This window comes from Nocardia sp. NPDC049526, assembly GCF_044465765.1.
Lineage (GTDB): Bacteria > Actinomycetota > Actinomycetes > Mycobacteriales > Mycobacteriaceae > Nocardia.
Genome location: NZ_JBITMA010000009.1, coordinates 332264 through 349940, shown reverse-complemented (window position 1 = coordinate 349940; position 17677 = coordinate 332264). Strand labels below are relative to the sequence as shown.

General features: G+C 65.6%; 15 protein-coding genes. 11 read left to right on the top strand and 4 right to left on the bottom strand.

Going from position 1 to position 17677, the window contains the following annotated elements; all coding sequences use genetic code 11:
* Window positions 1-2: 2 nt before the first annotated feature.
* The 5 genes from ACIBW7_RS28290 to ACIBW7_RS28270 all read left to right on the top strand — a co-directional run bounded on the left by ACIBW7_RS28290 (window position 3) and on the right by ACIBW7_RS28270 (window position 7438).
* A complete protein-coding gene (locus tag ACIBW7_RS28290; protein ID WP_397051392.1) occupies window positions 3-1346 on the top strand; it encodes an LLM class flavin-dependent oxidoreductase in 1344 nt (447 codons plus the stop codon).
* The gene (locus ACIBW7_RS28285) at window positions 1343-5104 is read left to right on the top strand and encodes an ABC transporter ATP-binding protein (protein WP_397051390.1); all 3762 of its coding nucleotides are present in this window, start codon (window positions 1343-1345) and stop codon (window positions 5102-5104) included. Before ACIBW7_RS28290 ends, ACIBW7_RS28285 begins: the two co-directional genes overlap by 4 nt.
* A gap of 182 nt (window positions 5105-5286) precedes the next feature.
* A complete protein-coding gene (locus ACIBW7_RS28280; protein ID WP_397051387.1) occupies window positions 5287-5730 on the top strand; it encodes a nitroreductase/quinone reductase family protein in 444 nt (147 codons plus the stop codon).
* A gap of 91 nt (window positions 5731-5821) precedes the next feature.
* A complete protein-coding gene (locus ACIBW7_RS28275) occupies window positions 5822-6313 on the top strand; it encodes a MarR family transcriptional regulator (RefSeq protein ID WP_397051385.1) in 492 nt (163 codons plus the stop codon).
* A gap of 192 nt (window positions 6314-6505) precedes the next feature.
* Window positions 6506-7438, top strand: coding sequence for an alpha/beta fold hydrolase (locus ACIBW7_RS28270; protein ID WP_397051666.1), 933 nt, complete (start codon window positions 6506-6508; stop codon window positions 7436-7438).
* Between the two features lie 5 nt (window positions 7439-7443).
* Here ACIBW7_RS28270 and ACIBW7_RS28265 read toward each other — a convergent pair whose 3' ends face one another.
* Genes ACIBW7_RS28265 through ACIBW7_RS28255 form a run of 3 tightly spaced genes read right to left on the bottom strand, consistent with a single transcriptional unit; the run spans window position 7444 to window position 10869 of the window.
* Complete coding sequence (locus tag ACIBW7_RS28265; protein WP_397051383.1) at window positions 7444-8337, bottom strand: hypothetical protein; 894 nt, start codon at window positions 8335-8337, stop codon at window positions 7444-7446.
* A 34-nt stretch (window positions 8338-8371) separates the two neighbouring features.
* Entirely contained in the window at window positions 8372-9331 is a 960-nt protein-coding gene (locus tag ACIBW7_RS28260; RefSeq protein WP_397051381.1) for a phosphotriesterase, read from the bottom strand.
* Window positions 9328-10869, bottom strand: coding sequence for a long-chain fatty acid--CoA ligase (locus tag ACIBW7_RS28255; protein ID WP_397051379.1), 1542 nt, complete (start codon window positions 10867-10869; stop codon window positions 9328-9330). Before ACIBW7_RS28255 ends, ACIBW7_RS28260 begins: the two co-directional genes overlap by 4 nt.
* 255 nt (window positions 10870-11124) lie before the next feature.
* On the opposite strand from ACIBW7_RS28255, the gene ACIBW7_RS28250 reads away from it, so the two are divergent.
* From ACIBW7_RS28250 to ACIBW7_RS28225, 6 genes are all read left to right on the top strand, one after another.
* On the top strand, window positions 11125-11703 hold the full coding sequence (locus ACIBW7_RS28250) for a TetR/AcrR family transcriptional regulator (RefSeq protein WP_397051664.1): 579 nt from the start codon (window positions 11125-11127) through the stop codon (window positions 11701-11703).
* A 148-nt stretch (window positions 11704-11851) separates the two neighbouring features.
* The gene (locus ACIBW7_RS28245; protein ID WP_397051377.1) at window positions 11852-12607 is read left to right on the top strand and encodes an SDR family oxidoreductase; all 756 of its coding nucleotides are present in this window, start codon (window positions 11852-11854) and stop codon (window positions 12605-12607) included.
* Window positions 12604-13587, top strand: coding sequence for an NADPH:quinone oxidoreductase family protein (locus ACIBW7_RS28240; RefSeq protein WP_397051375.1), 984 nt, complete (start codon window positions 12604-12606; stop codon window positions 13585-13587). The genes ACIBW7_RS28245 and ACIBW7_RS28240 overlap by 4 nt, the downstream gene beginning before the upstream one ends.
* Before the next feature lie 34 nt (window positions 13588-13621).
* The gene (gene fabG, locus ACIBW7_RS28235; RefSeq protein WP_397051373.1) at window positions 13622-14383 is read left to right on the top strand and encodes a 3-oxoacyl-ACP reductase FabG; all 762 of its coding nucleotides are present in this window, start codon (window positions 13622-13624) and stop codon (window positions 14381-14383) included.
* Between the two features lie 10 nt (window positions 14384-14393).
* Window positions 14394-14846 carry a MaoC family dehydratase gene (locus tag ACIBW7_RS28230; RefSeq protein WP_397051371.1) on the top strand — a complete coding sequence of 151 codons (453 nt, stop codon included), beginning with the start codon at window positions 14394-14396 and terminating at the stop codon, window positions 14844-14846.
* A 282-nt stretch (window positions 14847-15128) separates the two neighbouring features.
* Window positions 15129-16469, top strand: coding sequence for an RNA-guided endonuclease TnpB family protein (locus ACIBW7_RS28225; RefSeq protein WP_397051369.1), 1341 nt, complete (start codon window positions 15129-15131; stop codon window positions 16467-16469).
* 146 nt (window positions 16470-16615) lie between these two features.
* Here the strand turns inward: ACIBW7_RS28225 and ACIBW7_RS28220 are convergent, their stop codons facing one another.
* Window positions 16616-17671, bottom strand: a complete 1056-nt coding sequence (locus ACIBW7_RS28220) for a phosphotransferase family protein (protein WP_397051367.1) — start codon at window positions 17669-17671, stop codon at window positions 16616-16618.
* Window positions 17672-17677: the final 6 nt, after the last annotated feature.

The window sequence follows — 17677 nt, the reverse complement described above, 5'->3', positions numbered from 1 at the left end:
CCATGTCGAAACAGTTGCACCTCAACGCATTTCTCATGTCGACCGGCCACCACGAGGCCTCGTGGCGGCTGCCGGAATCCGACCCGCACTCGAACACCAAAATCGAGCACTACGTGAACCTCGCCCGCATCGCCGAACGCGGGAAGCTGGATTCCATCTTCTTCGCCGACAGCCCGGTGCTCTTCGGCGATACCGGTCGCCGTCCCAGCGGCAAGCTGGAGCCGACCGTCCTGCTCACCGCGATCGCCGTGCAGACCTCGCGGATCGGGCTCATCGCGACCGCGTCCACCAGCTACAACTCGCCATTCAACCTGGCGCGCCGGTTCGCGTCGGTGGACTGGGTGTCCAACGGGCGCGTCGGCTGGAATATCGTCACCACCGCCGGTGCGGACGCGGCGCGTAACTTCGGGCTCGATGACGTCCCGGACCACAAGCTGCGCTACGAGAAGGCCGCCGAATTCGTCGATGTGGCAACGAAATTGTGGGACAGCTGGCAGGACGATGCCGTGCTCGCCGATAAGGAATCCGGGCTCCACACCGATCCGGACAAGGTCCGCAAGATCGAACACGAGGGCCAGTTCTTCAAGGTCGCGGGTCCGCTGAACGTGCCGCGCTCGCCGCAGGCATACCCGGTGCTCGTGCAGGCCGGATCCTCCGAGGACGGTAAGGATTTCGCCGCCCGCTACGCCGAAGCGGTGTTCACCGCCCAGCAGACGATCGAGGACGGCCTCGAGTTCTACACCGACTTGAAGCGCCGCGCCATCGCACTCGGCCGCGATCCGGAGACCGTCAAGATCCTGCCGGGCATCGTGCCCGTCATCGGCGACACCGAGGAGCACGCCCGCGAACTGGACGCCGAACTCGAGCGGCTGATCTCCCCCGAATACGCGAAACGCCAGCTGGCCCGCACGTGGGGTATCCCGGTGGAGGACCTGGACCTGGACAGCGAACTACCCGACAATCTGCCCACCGAGGACGAGATCCAGGGCGCCAAGAGCCGATTCACCCTCATCGTGAACCTGGCTCGGCGCGAACGGCTTACGCTGCGCCAGCTGATCGGACGGCTCGGCGGCGGACGCGGCCACCACACTTTCGCGGGCACCGCCGAACAGGTGGCCGACACCATCGAGGAGTGGTTCACCCGCGGCGCCGCGGACGGATTCAACATCATGCCCGCGGTACTGCCCTCGGGCCTGGAAAGATTCGTCGACCAGGTGGTGCCGATCCTGCAGCGGCGCGGGCTGTTCCGCACCGAATACACCGAAACCACGCTGCGCGGGCACTACGGCCTGGACCGGCCCGCCAACCAGTTCGCCGAAGTGGACGCCCTCGTGGTCGCCGGATGAGTTCGGGCTCGGGCTGTTCCGGCGACGCGGTTGCCGACGGGTGGATTCGTTATCTGCTGCGGCGCAGCGCGCAACATCGGCGGACGGTAATCGTCGCGTGTGTGGGTTCGGTGGTGGCCGCGGTACTCACGGCCATCCTGCCGCTGCTTGTGCGGCATGTGGTCGACACCTTGACCACCACGGCCGCATCGGTGCTGCCGTGGGTGCTCGTCCTGTTGGCGATCGGGTCCGTCCGGTTCGTCGCGGGATACCTGCGGCGGACCGGATCCTCGCGGCTATCACTGGATGTGCAGCACGATCTACGCCGTGATCTGTTCGCGGCGCTGCTGCGCCTGAACGGACGGCAGCGCGCGGGGCTCTACACCGGGCAGGTGGTCAGCCGCGCCATTACCGATGTGACGCTGATCCAGATGTTCCTGCAACTAGTTCCGCTGGTCGCGGGCAACGTCGTGCTGATCGCCGCGTCACTGTCGCTGATGGCGTCGATGTCGCCGGTGCTGAGCGTGATCGCACTGCTGGTGGTGCCCGCGCTGTGGTTGATCATCTCGCGCAGCCAGCGTGAGCTGTTCCCGGCCAACTGGGATGCGCAGGCCCGGGCCGCCGAGGTCGCCATGCGGGTCGAGGCCGCGGTGGCCGGGGTGCGGGTGGTGAAGGGTTTCGGGCAGGAGTCGCACGAGCTCGAGCAGCTGGCCGCGTCCGCTCGTGATCTTTATCGGTCGCGGTTGCGAGTCACGCGAATTACCAGTCGGTTCACGCCGGTCATGCAGGCGGTGCCCGCCGCCGGTCAGGCATTGGTCCTTGTCGTCGGTGGGCTGCTGGCATTGCGGCAGTCGATCACGCTGGGCACATTTCTCGCGTTCATGACCTACCTGGGGTCGTTCGTCACCCCGGTCCGCATGTTCTCCATGCTGCTGACGGTGAGCCAGCAAGGCAAGGCATCGCTGGAGCGAGTACGAGAGGTGATCGAGACGCCACCGCCGAGCGAGTCGACCGCCGGGCAGGTCGTCGACTCGGACGGCACGCCGCGAATCGAATTCCACGGTGTGCGTTTCGCATTCGAAGGTCAGCCACCATTACTGCACGGACTCGATCTCACCATCGAGCCGGGGGAGACCATCGCCATCGCCGGTGCGGCGGGTTCCGGCAAATCGATTCTGGTGCAACTGCTACCGCGGTTGTTCGATCCCGATGCGGGTCGGATCCTGCTGGACGGCACCGATATCCGCGAGCTACCGGATCTGAGGGGTCGGGTGGCGATGGTCTTCGAGGACACCTCACTGATGGCGGATACCGTGCGAGTCAACGTCTGCTACGGCCGCCCGGACGCCACCGACGAACAGGTATGGCACGCATTGCATCTGGCCGCCGCCGAGGATTTCGTCGCCGCGCTGCCCGAGGGGCTCGACACCGTCATCGGAGAACGCGGACAACGACTTTCCGGCGGGCAGCGGCAACGATTGGCATTGGCGCGCGCTCTTATCACCGACGCCCCGGTGCTGGTACTCGACGATGCCACCTCCGCTATCGACGCGCAGGTGGAGGAGGAGATCTTCGCCCGTATCGCCGCGGAGGTGCATCGGCGCACCACAATCGTGGTGGCGCACCGCATTTCGACCCTCGCGTTGGCCGACCGGGTAGCGGTGCTCGACGGCGGGCGGGTGGCCGAACTCGGCACCCTGCACGAGCTGCAGACCTCCGGCGAACTGTTCCACGCCCTGTTCACCCCGCCCGATCCGGCGAGTATCGCCGCCGATCTGACCGCGGTCACCGACCCCGTGCCCACCGCGGGACTGTGGGTGCACACCGACACCGACGGTGACGAGTCGCGCACGCTGGAGCAGATGGCGAAGGCATTCTCCCAGCGGGCCGCGGGTGGGCCGGGAGGCATGGGCGGTCACCTGGGTGGCGGCATGATGTCGAGCGCACCGCCGAGCGGCGATGTGCGCGCACTGATCGACCGGTTGCCCGCCGTGAGTGGTGAACCCGATGTGCCCGACCAGTTTTCCCACACCCCCGAGCCGAACTTCGATCTGCCTCGGCTGCTGCGGCCCTTCGCGGCTCCGCTGCTGGCCGGGCTGGGACTGGTGGCCCTGGACGCGCTGGCGCAGACGCTCATTCCGTTCCTGGTGCGCTACGGCATAGACCGGGGTGTGCTGGTCGGTGCTCGCGATGTCCTGCTGCTCGCTGCGGCCTCGGCGCTGGTGCTGGTGGTCGTGGACTGGGCGATCACCGTCGCGCAGGTGCGGGTGACCGGGCGCGCCGGGGAAAGGTTGTTGTACGGCCTGCGCGTGAAGGTATTCGCGCAACTGCAACGGCTGGGTCTGCAGTTCTATGAGCGAGAACTGGCCGGCCGCATCATGACCCGGATGATCACTGACGTGGACGGGTTGTCCACTTTCCTCCAGACCGGACTGACGGTCGCGCTGACCAGCACACTCACCATCGGCGGCGTGCTGGTCGCGCTGCTTGTGATCGATGCCGAACTGGCGCTGGTGGTGCTCGCACTGCTGCCGGTGCTGGTGGCCGCCACGGTTGCGTTCCGCCGGGCGTCGGTGCCCGCGTACAACCTCGCGCGCGAACAGGTCAGCGCAGCGAACGCCTATCTGCAGGAGAATGTCGACACCATCGCGGTGACGCAGGCCTATCGCAGGGAGGCGATCAACCAGCGCGAATTCGAGCGCCGCTCCTGGGGGTACCGCAATGCGCGGCTGCACAGCCAGACGCTGATGGCGCTGTTCTTTCCGTTCATCGAGATCATGTCGGTGATCGCCACGGCCGCGGTGCTTGCCGTCGGTGTGCATCAGGTCCGCGAGAACGCGCTCACCGCAGGCACTTTGATCGCATTTCTGCTCTACATCGATCTGCTGTTCGCGCCGATCCAGCAGCTGTCGCAGGTTTTCGACAGTTATCAGCAGGCGGTCGTCGGAGTGGAGCGCATCGGTGTCCTGATGCGCGAACCCGTTACCACCCCGGACGCACCCGATGCCCGCACCGTCGACCGGCTCGCGGGCGAAATCGAGTTCCGCGGTGTCGGTTTCGCCTACGACAGTACCGCTGCGCGGGTGCTGTCGGATATCGATGTGACGATCGCGCCCGGCGAGAAGGTGGCCGTGGTCGGCGAAACCGGCGCGGGCAAGTCCACTCTGGTGAAACTGCTTGCGCGCCTGTACGACACCACCGACGGCGCGGTACTCGTCGACGGTGTCGATATCCGCGGCTACCGGTTGCGCGACTTCCGCAAGCGCCTGGGTGTGGTGCCGCAGGAACCATTCCTGTTCGGCGACACCGTGCACGCCGCCATCGCGTACGGCAAACCCGACGCCACCCCGGCCGAAATCGAATGGGCGGCACGCGCTGTCGGTGCGCACGAGATGATCGCCGCCCTCGAACACGGCTACCGTCAGCCGATCGGCGCGCACGGTGCGGGTCTGTCCGCGGGCCAGCGCCAACTGCTTGCCCTGGCCCGTGCCCAACTGGTGGAGCCCGACATCCTCATCCTCGACGAGGCCACGGCGTCCCTCGACCTGGCGACCGACGCCCGCGTCCGCGCGGCCGTCGATGTGCTCACCGCGGGTCGCACCACCATCGTCGTGGCCCACCGTCTGGCGACCGCCGCCGCTGCCGACCTCATCCTGGTCGTCGGCGACGGCCGCCTGCTCCAAATCGGCCGCCACACTGACCTTCTCGAAGTCGACGGCCCCTACCGCAAGCTGTGGTCGGCCTACGTCGGCGACGAATCGTCGGTCGGCAGCAGATGACGTGCTCGGTTGCCAGGAACTGTTCGGCGAGCCGCCTCCATCGAATACGCCAACGTCGCCGCGTCCGACTGTCCGGGCGGTGATAATCGCCGACGCCGGTCGCTTCACCCACGATGGAACCGGCGCTGATATGTGAAATATACGATATGAAACTCATATAATCTTCAACTAGGATTGTGTGCATGAGTGCAGATAGTTACCGTCGGACAACCAACACCATCAACAAGGTCATCGTCGGGTTGCAGCGGATAGGCATCGCCTTCGGCCCGATGCAGCTGCTCACGGTCGCGGGGCGACGCAGCGGACAGTTGCGCACCTTCCCGATTGCGGTGAACAAGCTCGACAGCGGACGCTTCATTTTCCAGGCATTCCCGAAGGCGGCATGGGTCGCGAATGCCCGTGCGGCAGACATCGTTACGCTGACACGCGGCCGAAAGTCGTCGACCGCGCGCCTGGTCGAGGTGCCGGTAGGCGAGCGCCCCCCGCTGCTGCACGAATTGGTGGCCACGAGCCCGAAGAGCGTCGGCAAGCGTTTCGTCACCACCGGACTGGCCGATGCCGCCACTCCCGATGGTGTGGCCGCATCGGCGCATCGAATCGCGGTCTTCCGCGTCGTTCCGGTCTGACGGAGCGAATCGCACACGTCGGCGAGCCGTATCTGCCCCTCGCCTACGTATGATACGAAAGCCGTATAAACGTAGGCGAGGGTGGCGGACAATGAGTTCAGTAGCAGGTCGTACTTCGACGCGCAGTCGTCGGCGATTGACGGCCGACGTGCGGGAAGCATTGCGTGACTTGAATATTCAGCTTTCGCTGCTCAATAGAAGGTTCGGTGGCCGGGTCGAACTCAAGGACGTCGATTGGACATGCCTCGACCTGATCAACCGCCACGGCCCCATATCCCCGACGGTATTGGCGCGCCGCGCCGGACTGCACCCCGCGACCATGACCGGAATTCTGGATCGCCTGCAGAAGGGCGGATGGATCGTCCGTGAACGTGACCCGGAGTCCACGGATCGCCGCGCGGTCACCTTGCATCCGGTGCGCGAACGGAATTCCGAACTGTTCGAGCTGTTCTCCGGCATGAACAACCGCATGGATGAACTCTGCTCCCGCTATTCCGAGTCCGAACTCGAGATAATTGCCGACTTCCTGCAGCGAACCGGCGTCGTGGGCCAAGAGGCCGCCGAGGAGTTGGCGGAAGGCTGAGCGCGGATAGCCCAGGTCACAGGCACGGCTTGTCCGATAGCAGCCGTATGCAATGAGACAGGTTGTTTCGTGTGTTGCGGATCTGGGGGTGGTCGGCGCTCAATACCCGCTGTTGGTCTGCGGTGAAAGTTGAACTTGACGTCATAATCGAATACGGTGTCGAGCTATATTGCCGCGGTAGACGAGGTGACCATGGACACGCGTAATCTGCTGGACGAGTGGCTGGGGCTGGGGAGCCGCCAGGTCGCGACGAACGGGATCGAGTTGCGGGTCGTCGAGCACGGCGACGGTCCCGTGGTGGTGTTCTGTCATGGCTTTCCGGAACTCGGATTCTCGTGGCGTCATCAAGTCTTCGCGCTCGCCGAGGCTGGTTTCCGGACGTTGACGCCGGATATGCGCGGCTACGGTGGCAGTTCTCGGCCGAGTCGGATCGAGGACTACGACATGGCCACGCTGTGCGGTGATCTAGTCGGTCTGCTCGATGCGGCCGGGGTCGAGGATGCGATCTTCGTCGGTCATGACTGGGGTGCGTCGGTGGTGTGGCAGTTGGCCCTTCGGCATCCGGAACGAGTGCGGGCCGTCGCGGGGCTGAGCGTTCCGGCGACGCCGCGGTCGGCCGCGCCGCCGTTGCCGATACTCCGGTCCAGGCTCGGCGACGACTTCTATATGTGCTGGTTCCAGGAGCCGGGCCGCGCGGACGCGGAGCTCGCGTCGAACGTGCGCCGCACGCTGCTGCAGGACGATGTCGTCAGCGCTCGGGATCTGTTGAGCGGCAACGGTTCCGAGATGGCCGCTCCGGCCTGGCTGAGCGAGGACGAACTCGGTTACTACATAGCGACTTTCACGACCACCGGGTTCACCGGTGGACTCAACTACTACCGCAATCTCGACCGCAACTGGGAACTGAGCACGCACCTGGCCGATGCGAAGATCCACCAGCCCGCGCTGTTCATCGCCGGATCGGAGGATGCCGTCATCCGGTTCACCCCGACCACCAAGATGGCTGCCATATTGTCCGACCTGCGGGCATCCATTGTCCTGGACGGAGCGGGACACTGGATTCAACAGGAACGTGCCGCCGAAGTCAGCGCCGCCCTGATCGATTTCGCCCGCAGTATCGGCTGAAAGTCCTATAGAACGGCTTTGATCGCCTGTCGATAGCGAGCCGACAGCGTGTGCGGGAATCCGAGGTTTCCTTCGATTACCCGGATCGCCAGCGGCGCGGCGAGCGCACACAGGCGCGCGCACCCGGCTTCGCCGATCGCTTCGTACGGATAGACCGAGAGTTCGTCGGTCCGGCGCTCGATCGCCTCGCGTCGCGCCGAGCCGTGTTCGCTCAGCGCGACGGCATCGTCGACCATCCAACCCCGCTCGCGAAGCCGCCGCACACCGGTGGCCCAGTCCGCTTCGCTCCAGGATCGACTGGCGCGCAACACTTCCGGCGATATCTCGCCGGTCGCACTGTGGGTGATCAATGCCTCGATTCCGTCCAGACCCTCCGTGAGCAATAGTGCGACATGCCCATCGCCTCGATACTCCCGCAACAGTGTCTGCGCATGCCACAGCACCAGATGCGGTTCGTCGGGCCACGGCAGCGCCGCGTGTGCGGCGAACAACGGACGGCCCTGAGGGCGTTCGCAAGCACGTTCGGCAGCGCGCCGGGCAAGCTCGGCGGCTGCACGGACCTCGGGGCCACTGATGTCGTCGCCCCATGCCTGCCGCAGCGACCGATCGACGGCGCGCAACCGAGCACGGAAAATATCTGCGGGCGAGGCGATTTCCCATGCGGCCGGGAGAACGGCCCGCACCGCGGCCGGATTGAAATTGAAGAACGTGGCGATGGTGACCTCGGCGGGCACCGGCCCGAATGCCGCGGACCGGGATGCGAAGTACATCATGCGCGGATCGGTAATGCCCAACTCGCGGTAGGCATCCGGGCCGTGCGGGGTGAAGTAGATCATCCCGTGAACCGGCTCGAGCGCGCGGAACGCGAGATGGGCACTGTGCGGGGCGAGCGTGGTCAACAGCGTTGCTCCTTGTGTCCGTGCATCGTTCGGATCACTTCTCGAAGTACCGGCGCGGATTGCGCACCAGAATCGCGTCGATATCGTCCTCGGTGAGTCCCCGCGCGGTCAGTGCCGGAGTCACATCTTCACTGATGTGCCGGTAGTTCCACTTCGGTGCCACCTGCTTCTTGGCATCGGGGTCGAACCAGTCGATGTGGCACGCCGCGTCGTGGGCGATAACGACCTTGTCCACGTAGCCGCGCCGCACCAGTTCGACAATGGTGTCGATCCGATCCTCGAACGGCAGCAGGACATCGAGCCCGAAGCGATCCATGCCGAGCAGCGACCCCGCGTCGGCGAGTTCGGTGAGGTAATCGATATCGGTGGTGTCGCCGGAGTGGCCGATCACCACGCGGCTCAGGTCCGCGCCTTCTTCGGCCAGCACCCGCTGCGCCACCAGCCCGGAGCGGGTGTGCGGGTTGGTGTGCACGGTGATCGGCGCACCCGTCTGCGCCGATGCCTGCCCGACCGCGCGCATCACCCGTTCGACGCCGGGCGTCAGTCCGGGTTCCTCGATGGCGCACTTGAGGAATCCGGCGCGCACACCGGTATCGGCAATGCCCTCGGTGAGATCCTTGACGAACATTTCCACCATCGGCTCCGGCCGGTCGAACAGCAAACCCGGCCCGATGTAATGGAATTGGAAGGGCGCATCGTTGTAGGTGTAGATGCCGGTGGCGACGATGACCCGCAAATCCGTTCTGGCCGCGATCTTCTGGATGCGCGGCAGATAGCGGCCCAACCCGAGCACGGTCGGGTCGAGGATGGTGTCGATGCCGAGGGATTTCAACTCGTTCAGTTGTTCGACGGCGTCGTCGACGCGGGCGTCCTCATCCCAGTCGGCGAAGTTCTGCCGGAATTCCTCGCCGAGTACGAAGACGTGCTCGTGCACCAGGACGCGGCCCAGTTCGGCGGAGTCGACGGTTCCGGTCGCGGTGGGGATCTCGGTCATCGGGCTGCCTTGTCTGTGAAGAGATTCCGGTCGAGAGCGCGTTTGAGGATCTTGCCGGTGGCGCCCTTGGGTAGCTGGTCGGTGAAGGCGAAGCGATGCGGCACCTTGTACGCCGACAACCGCTCCTTGGCCCAGGACCGCAGCTCCGCCGGATCGAGTTCGACCCCGGGCGCGGCGGCGACGACCGCGCCGACCTCTTCGCCGTAGTGGTCGTCCGGAATACCGATCACTGCCACTTCGACGACATCCGGATGCTCGTACAGCACTTCCTCGACCTCGCGCGGGTAGACGTTGTATCCGCCGCGAATGATGAGATCCTTTGCGCGGTCGACGATGTAGACATAGCCGTCGGCGTCGACGCGGCCCAGATCGCCGCTCTTCAACCAGCCGTCGGACAAATCGGCGGCGGTGGCGTCGGGCCGGTTCCAGTACCCCTTCATGATGCTGGGGCCGCGCAGGAAGATCTCGCCGACGGTGTCTGCGGGCAGTACTTTGCCGTCGGGATCGCGAACCTCGATCGACGTCCCGGGCAGCGCGGCGCCGACCGAGCCCACCCGCTGTTCACGATTGAGCGGGTTGTAGGTCGCCGCACCCGTGGATTCGGTGAGGCCGTAACCCTCGAGGATGGTGCAGCCGAAGCGATCCGAGAAGGCGCGGATCACCTCACCGGGCAGTGACGCCCCGCCGGATGCCGCCAGCCGCAGGCTCGCGAAATCTGCCGCACCGTAGTCACCGGCCGCGTGCAGCATGGCATTCCACATGGTCGGTACACCGGCGACGTGGGTGAGCTGTTGCTCTCGGATCATTGCGATCATGGCCCGCGGTTCGAAGGGCGTCACCATGGCGAAGGACGCGCCCGCGTGCAGTGCGGTGAGCAGGCATACCGCCTGCCCGTAGACATGGAACAGCGGCAGTCCGGTGCCGAAGCGATCGTCCGGGCCGAGCTGCAGCTGATCGGTGAAGATTCGAGCGGTCTCGGTCAGGTTGGCGATGGTGAGTTCGACGCCCTTCGGTTTGCCGGTGGTTCCGGAGGTGTAGAGCAGCACGGCGGTGTCGTCGGCGCGGCGGCGCACCGGTTCGGCCACGGGCTGGGCCGGTTCGGCATGCGCGTCCGGCGTGAGCACGAGCAATGGCAGATTTCGTTCGATGGCTGCCTCCCGTGCGGCCTCCTGCGCGCCGTGCCAGGCAATGACGATCCGCGCGCCGGAGTCGTCCAGCACGTAACCGATTTCGGGCGTGGTGGCCATGGTGTTCATGGTGATGGCGATGGCGCCGATGAGCTGCGCGCCCAGATATGCGACGACGAATTCACCGACGGTGGGCGCCACCAGCAGTACCCGGTCGCCCATCGCGATACCGGACTCGCGCAGCAGGCCGCCGTAAGCCGCACTGCGCCTGGCCAATTCGCCGTAGGTGAGTTGTGTGTCCGCGGCGAGCAGCGCGATGGCGCCGGGGCGTTCGGCGGCGTGCTGCCAGCACCGGTCGGCGACATTGGTCGGCTGATCCGATGCGGTCGGGGAAGCCGGATTCGCAGGCATGGCTTGCTCCAGTTTCATGAGTGGGCGAGAACTGATGTGACCCAGGCCACGTCAGTGGGTCGGACGCTACTTGAATTTGGCGTCATGTTCAATAGATGTTGTGCCGATACGGGTTGCCCAGCGGCGTCGCGGCAGCGGCGTGCGCTGTTACGATCCACCACGTCAGCGAGCCGGACGACAGCGAGTGAGGCAGTGAACGCCCAGGAAGCCAACGAGGACCAGCCCGGTCGGGTGCCCCCACGGAGTAAGCGTGGCATGCGCACCAGGTCCGCACTGGTGACTGCGGCGCGCGAGGTGTTCGAACGCGACGGTTTCCTCGACGCCAGGATCAGTGATATCTCCAAGGCCGCCGGGGTCGCCTCCGGATCGTTCTACACCTACTTCGACAGCAAGGAAGAGATCTTCGCCGCGGTTGTCGAGCAGGTGCGCGAGGAAATGCTGCACCCGCACATCCGGGAGCGGGTGGGCATCGACGACCCGCGTGAGTTGATCGCCGCAGCCAATCGCGAGTACCTGTTGTCGTATCGGCGTAATGCGCGGCTGATGGCCGTGCTCGAACAGGTGTCGAAGATCGATGAGAACTTCCGGGTGCTGCGCTTCGAACGCGCCCTGGCCTTCGTCGAGCGCAATGCCGAGATGATCCGGAATCTGCAGGATCGTGGTCTGGTGGATGCCGAGTTGGATGCCGAGGTCACGTCGCTGGCGCTGTCGAGCATGGTGAGCCGCATGGCGTACTTCGTATTCGTCGAGGGGCGGAAGGTGTCCTTCGAAAAGTTGGTGAAAACGCTGAATCAATTGTGGTTCAACGCTCTTCAGCTGAAAGAAGCTCACTGACCGCGCGTCGGCCACGCGGTCGGTCGATGTGCGCCGATCATTCATGTGACCCGGATCACGCGACGTGTGGCCTCACTTGAACTTGACGTCGGAATCAAGTTCGGTGAGTCTGGGTCACGCAGGTCGAGCATCAGGAGAGGCTTACGTAATGGGTCGTTTCGACGGAAAGACGGCGATTGTCACCGGGGCCAGCCGCGGTATCGGGCTGGCCATCGCGCAGCGGCTGGTAGCCGACGGTGCGCGGGTCTGTGTGACCGCCCGCAAAAAGGACGCGCTGGATGCGGTGGTCGCCGAACTCGGCGGACCCGAGCACGCCATCGCCGTCGCGGGACGAGCCGACGACGTCGAACATCAGACCGAGGCCATCGAGCGCACGCTGGAGACCTTCGGTTCGGTCGACTTCCTTGTCAACAATGCCGGTATCAACCCGGTATATGGGCCGATGGTCGAACTCGACCTGGCCGCGGCCCGTAAAGTCTTCGAGGTGAACTGCCTGGCGGCGATCTCCTGGGTGCAGCAGGTGCACAAGGCATGGCAGGGCGAGCACGGCGGCTCGGTGGTCAATGTCGCGTCGGTAGCCGGAATCAAGCCCGCGCCCGGCATCGGGTTCTACGGGGCAACCAAGGCGATGCTGGTGCACATCACCCAGGAGTTGGCGGTCGAACTGGGCCCGTCGATCCGGGTGAATGCGATCGCGCCCGCCGTGGTGAAGACCCAATTCGCCACCGCGCTCTACGACGGCCGCGAGGAGCAGGTCGCCTCGGCCTATCCGCTCAAGCGCCTCGGCGTACCCGAGGACATCGGCAGCGTCGCCGCCTTCCTGCTCTCCGATGACGCGGCCTGGTTGACCGGCCAGCTGATCGTCGTCGACGGCGGCGTCACCCTCACCGGAGGCGTGGCGTGAAGGCTTGGCGGGTAACGGAATTGGGCGAACCGGCGCAAGTACTGCGGCTGGTCGAACTGGAGGAGCCCGAGCCCGGTCCAGGCCAGGTGGTGGTGCGGACCCGCGCCGCGGCCGCGAACTTCCCGGACGTACTGATGTGCCGGGGCGAGTACCAGATCAAGCCCGAACTCCCGTTCACCCCCGGGGTCGAACTGTGCGGTGAGGTGGTCGCGGTCGGTGCCGACGTCGACGGCATCGCGATCGGCGACCGGGTGCTCGGCAGTACCGCGCTGCCCTGGGGTGGGTTTGCGGAACTGGCGGTCATGCCCGCCACGGATGTCTTTCCCGCCCCGGCGGCGCTCGACGATGCCGAGGCCGCCGCCCTCTTCATCGGCTACCAGACGGGCTGGTTCGGACTGCATCGGCGTGCCGGTCTGCGGGCGGGGGAGACGCTGCTGGTCCATGCGGCGGCCGGTGGCGTCGGCAGTGCCGCTGTGCAATTGGGCAAGGCGGCCGGGGCCACGGTGATCGGGGTGGTCGGCAGCGCGGCCAAGGCCGAGGTCGCGCGGGCGCTCGGCGCGGACATCGTGGTGGATCGCAGTGCACAGGATTTTGTCTCGGTTGTGCGGGACGCGACCGACGGTCGCGGTGCGGATGTGGTGTACGACCCGGTCGGCGGTGAGGTGTATCAGCGCTCCACCAAGTGCATCGCCTTCGAGGGACGCATCCTGGTCATCGGATTCGCGGGCGGGCAGATCCAGTCCACCGCACTGAACCACGCACTGGTGAAGAACTATTCGATACTCGGTCTGCACTGGGGCCTGTACCGCGACAAGGATCCGCAGGCGGTGCGCGAGTGCCATCTGGAGTTGACCGGGCTGGCCGAGCGGGGGTCGGTGAAACCCCTGATCGGCGAGCGGCTGCCACTGGATAACGTGGCTGCCGGACTGCAGCGCCTCGCCGACGGTAAGACCGTCGGCCGTGTGGTCTTCGAACCATGAACGGTGCCAACCGAATTCGACAAGGAGAACCGTAATGAGCAGTGAGACAACCCGTACCGCCATCGTGACCGGCGCCGCGCGTGGCATCGGTGCTACCACCGCAAAGCGGCTGGCGGCGGACGGCTTCGCGGTCGCCGTCCTGGATCTCGACGAGGCGGCCTGCAAAACCGTTGTCGCCGAGATCGAATCGGCCGGCGGCCGGGCGCTCGCGGTGGGTGCGAACGTCGCCGACGAACAGGCCGTCGCCGCGGCGGTCGAGCGGGTCGCCGCCGAACTGGGCGCGCCGACCGTTCTGGTGAACAATGCGGGCATCATCCGCGACAACATGCTGTACAAGATGACCGTCGACGACTGGGACGCGGTCATGGGCGTGCACCTGCGTGGATCCTTCCTGATGAGCCGCGCGACGCAGAAGTACATGACCGACGCGGGCTGGGGCCGCATCGTCAATCTCTCCAGCACTTCGGCGCTCGGCAATCGCGGCCAGGCCAACTATGCCGCCGCCAAGGCCGGATTGCAGGGATTCACCAAGACCCTCGCGATCGAACTCGGAAAATTCGGCGTGACCGTAAACTCCGTCGCGCCGGGTTTCATCGAGACCGAGATGACCGCCGCCACCGCCGAGCGCATGGGTGTTTCGTTCGAGGAGTTCAGCAAGACCCTGGTGGCGCGGATTCCGGTGGGCCGCGTCGGCAAGCCCGAGGATATCGCGCACACGGTGTCGTTCTTCGTCAGCGAAGGCGCGTCGTATGTCACCGGCCAGGTGCTCTACGTCGCCGGTGCGCCGACGGTCTGAGGGGCGAATAATGAAGGTATTCAACGGAATCGGCGAACTCGAGCAGGCTGTCGGCACCCATCTCGGCTACAGCGAATGGCACACCGTGACCCAGGAGCAGATCGATCTGTTCGCCGAGGCGACCGGTGACCATCAGTGGATTCACGTCGACCCGGAGCGGGCCGCGCAGGGACCGTTCGGCACGACGATCGCTCACGGTTATCTGACCCTGTCCCTATTGCCGCAGCTGGTCTGGCAGGTGTATCGCGTCGACGGGGTGAAGATGGGAATCAACTACGGCAGCAACAAGGTTCGCTTCCCGTCGCCGGTGCCGTCGGGTAGTCGCCTGCGGGCGGGAGTGGAATTGGTGAAGCTCGAGCCGACCAAAGCGGGGGTCCAGGTGACGGCTCGGGTGACCATCGAACTCGAGGGCAGCGACAAGCCCGCCTGTATTGCCGAAGCGCTGTCGGTACTCGTGCCCTGATAGAAGTTGACCGCCGGACATCCTGTGCCCGGCGGTTACTTCGTTCGAGCGAATACGCGAAACTGCCTGTCTCCCTGGCAATATCGGGAGGCAGGCCAGTTCGTCTCAGCTTGTCTTTCAAGTGCGCCACGAGCGCGGAGAATGAGCTTGCGTTGTAGCTGACCTTGCTTAAATTTGAATCACAAGCTCAGAGCGTGTCTGAGAACGCGGGATGGGAATCGCGTGGCACTGGCGGTCACCAGATCGCCTCAGTGTCGGTGGCCTGTGTCACACTCGCCGGTGATGAGCCGCCACACCACGTTCCGGTACTGCCTCGACCCAACCGTCGAGCAGCAAGTGGTGCTCGCACGCCATGCCGGAGCGGCCCGGTTCGCGTTCAACACTTGCCTCGACATCGTGAAAACCGCTCTCACCCAACGGAAATTCGACCCCGATCACTCGGTGCCGTGGACCGGGTTCAGTTTGATCAACGCCTTCAACGGGTGGAAGAAATCCGAAGCCGCCGGGCGCGTGATCGCCGTCGACGCGGCTGGCGTCGCCGAAGTCGAGGTGACCGGGCTGGTGTGGCGCACCCAGGTGAGTCAGCAGGTGTTCGAAGAAGCTGCCGTCGATTGCGGTCGGGGCTTGGCCGCCTACTCCGACTCCCGCACCGGAAAACACAAAGGTACCAGGGTCGGGTTTCCGCGCTTCAAAAAGAAACACGTCACCACTTCGTCGTTTCGGCTGCGCAACAAACTTTCCAAGACCGGTCGTGCCGGGATCCGCCTGGGTGACGACATTCCACGGTCGGTGACCCTGCCCGGTATCGGGATGATGCGGGTGCGGGAGGACACCCGCCGCCTGCGTCGCCTGCTCGCGAAGGGACGGGCGAAAATCCTCTACACCACCGTCACCTACCGTGCGGGCCGCTGGCAGATCAGCATCACCACCGAGGCCGCCGACCTGCATCCCGCCCGCCACTACCAACCGCGCACAGCCGACGATGACGGCGGCTGGGTGGGCCTCGACCGTGGGTTGTCGGCGTTCGTGGTCGCTGCCACCGCCGACGGTGCCGAAGTCGCTCGCATCGACGACCCACCCAAACCTCTGACCACCGGGCTGCACAAGCAGCGGCGGCTGGCGAAATCGTTGTCCCGCAAACGGAAAGGATCCCGCAACCGCAAAGACGCCACCGCCCGCCTGGCGCGGCACCACCACCGAATCGCCAATATTCGCCGCCATTTTCTGCATCAGGTCACCAACACACTGGTCAAAACCCACGACCGACTCGTTGTCGAGGACCTGCACGTGGCGGGCATGCTCCGTAATCGGCATCTGGCGCGTGCGATCAGCGACGCCGGATGGACCGACTTCGCACGACTGTTGCGCTACAAGCAATCCTGGCGCAGCGGCACCGTCGTCACCACCGACCGCTGGTTCGCGTCGAGTAAACGCTGCTCGAAGTGCGAAACGGTAACCACCGAGCTGACCTTGTCGGATCGGGTGTTCACCTGCGGGTGCGGGTTCCGCGCCGACCGCGACCACAACGCGGCGATCAACCTCGCCGTTTGGGCGGCGACCCACCAAGACCAATCACGATCCCCGGACCCCCAAGCAGGAGGCCGGGTCACCAACGCCCGCTGACGGGAAGGAGCTGACCGGCACCCAATGGGCACCGGTGAAACCAGCCCGGAAGACGCGGGAACCGACGTTCACACCATCGTGGTGTGAACCGACGACGCCCGAGAAGGGCGGTGTCTGAACACCCAGCGGGGTATTCAGACACGCTGTCAGAAACCGGCTTCGGTGGCGATTCGGTCTGCGGTTTCGGCGAGTCCGTCGACCATATCGGTAGTCGGAATGCCCGCGGCCGCACGGTTGCGGGGGTCGTCGAGGGTGCGGCGGTACACACCCTCGGCAATGACCGCGAGCTTCCACAGCCCGAGCGCATGCCAGAACCCGAGTGACCGCCGGTCACGTCCGGTGATCGCGAGATACTCCTCGATCAGTTCGGCACGCGACGGAAAACCCGGGAGCATGACCATCTCCGTACCCGGAATGGCCGCTTCGCCGGGCATCGGCCAGTAAGCCAGCAGACTGCCGACATCGGCCAGCGGATCACCCAGGGTGCACAGTTCCCAGTCGAGTACGGCGGCGACCGCACCTGTCTCCGGTGTGGTGATCACATTGCGGAGGTTGTAATCACCGTGCACGAGCGCGAGTTCGCGCTGTTCGGGAACAGCGGCCCGGAGCCGTTCGGTGAGGCGGTCCACCAGCGGCAGGTCCCGTGTTTTCGACTTCTCCCACTGTGCCGACCACCGTTTGAGCTGCCGCTCCGCATACGGTTTGTGACTGGCCAGGTCGATCAGCGCGGTGGCTTCCAGATCGACGGCGTGGATGCGGGCCAGCGTACGCACCAGTGACAGCCCGGCGCTGCGGCGCAGCTCGGGGGTGATTCGCTCGGCGGTCTCGACTCCGTCGACGACCAGTCCGTCGACGAATTCCATGAGCACCAGCGCGATCTCGCCCTCGTGCCGGATATCGTGGACGCGCGGCACCGGGACATCGGTGGGCGCCAGGGCCGACATGACGCGGGCCTCCCGCGCCACATCGTGCGCGGACGCCAGCAGGTGGCCGAGCGGCGGACGCCGCAGCACCCAACGACGCCCCTGTGCATCGGTGATCAGGAAGGTCAGATTGGACTGGCCGATCCCCACCCGTTCGGCCCGCACCGGGGCGGTACACGCCGAACCGAGCGAGGACACCCAGTCCGCGAACGCGGCCGCATCGATATCGAAGCCGGTCGCGTCCGCGGTGGGCTGAATGAGCCCGTTACTTGTCTGCATTCGTTC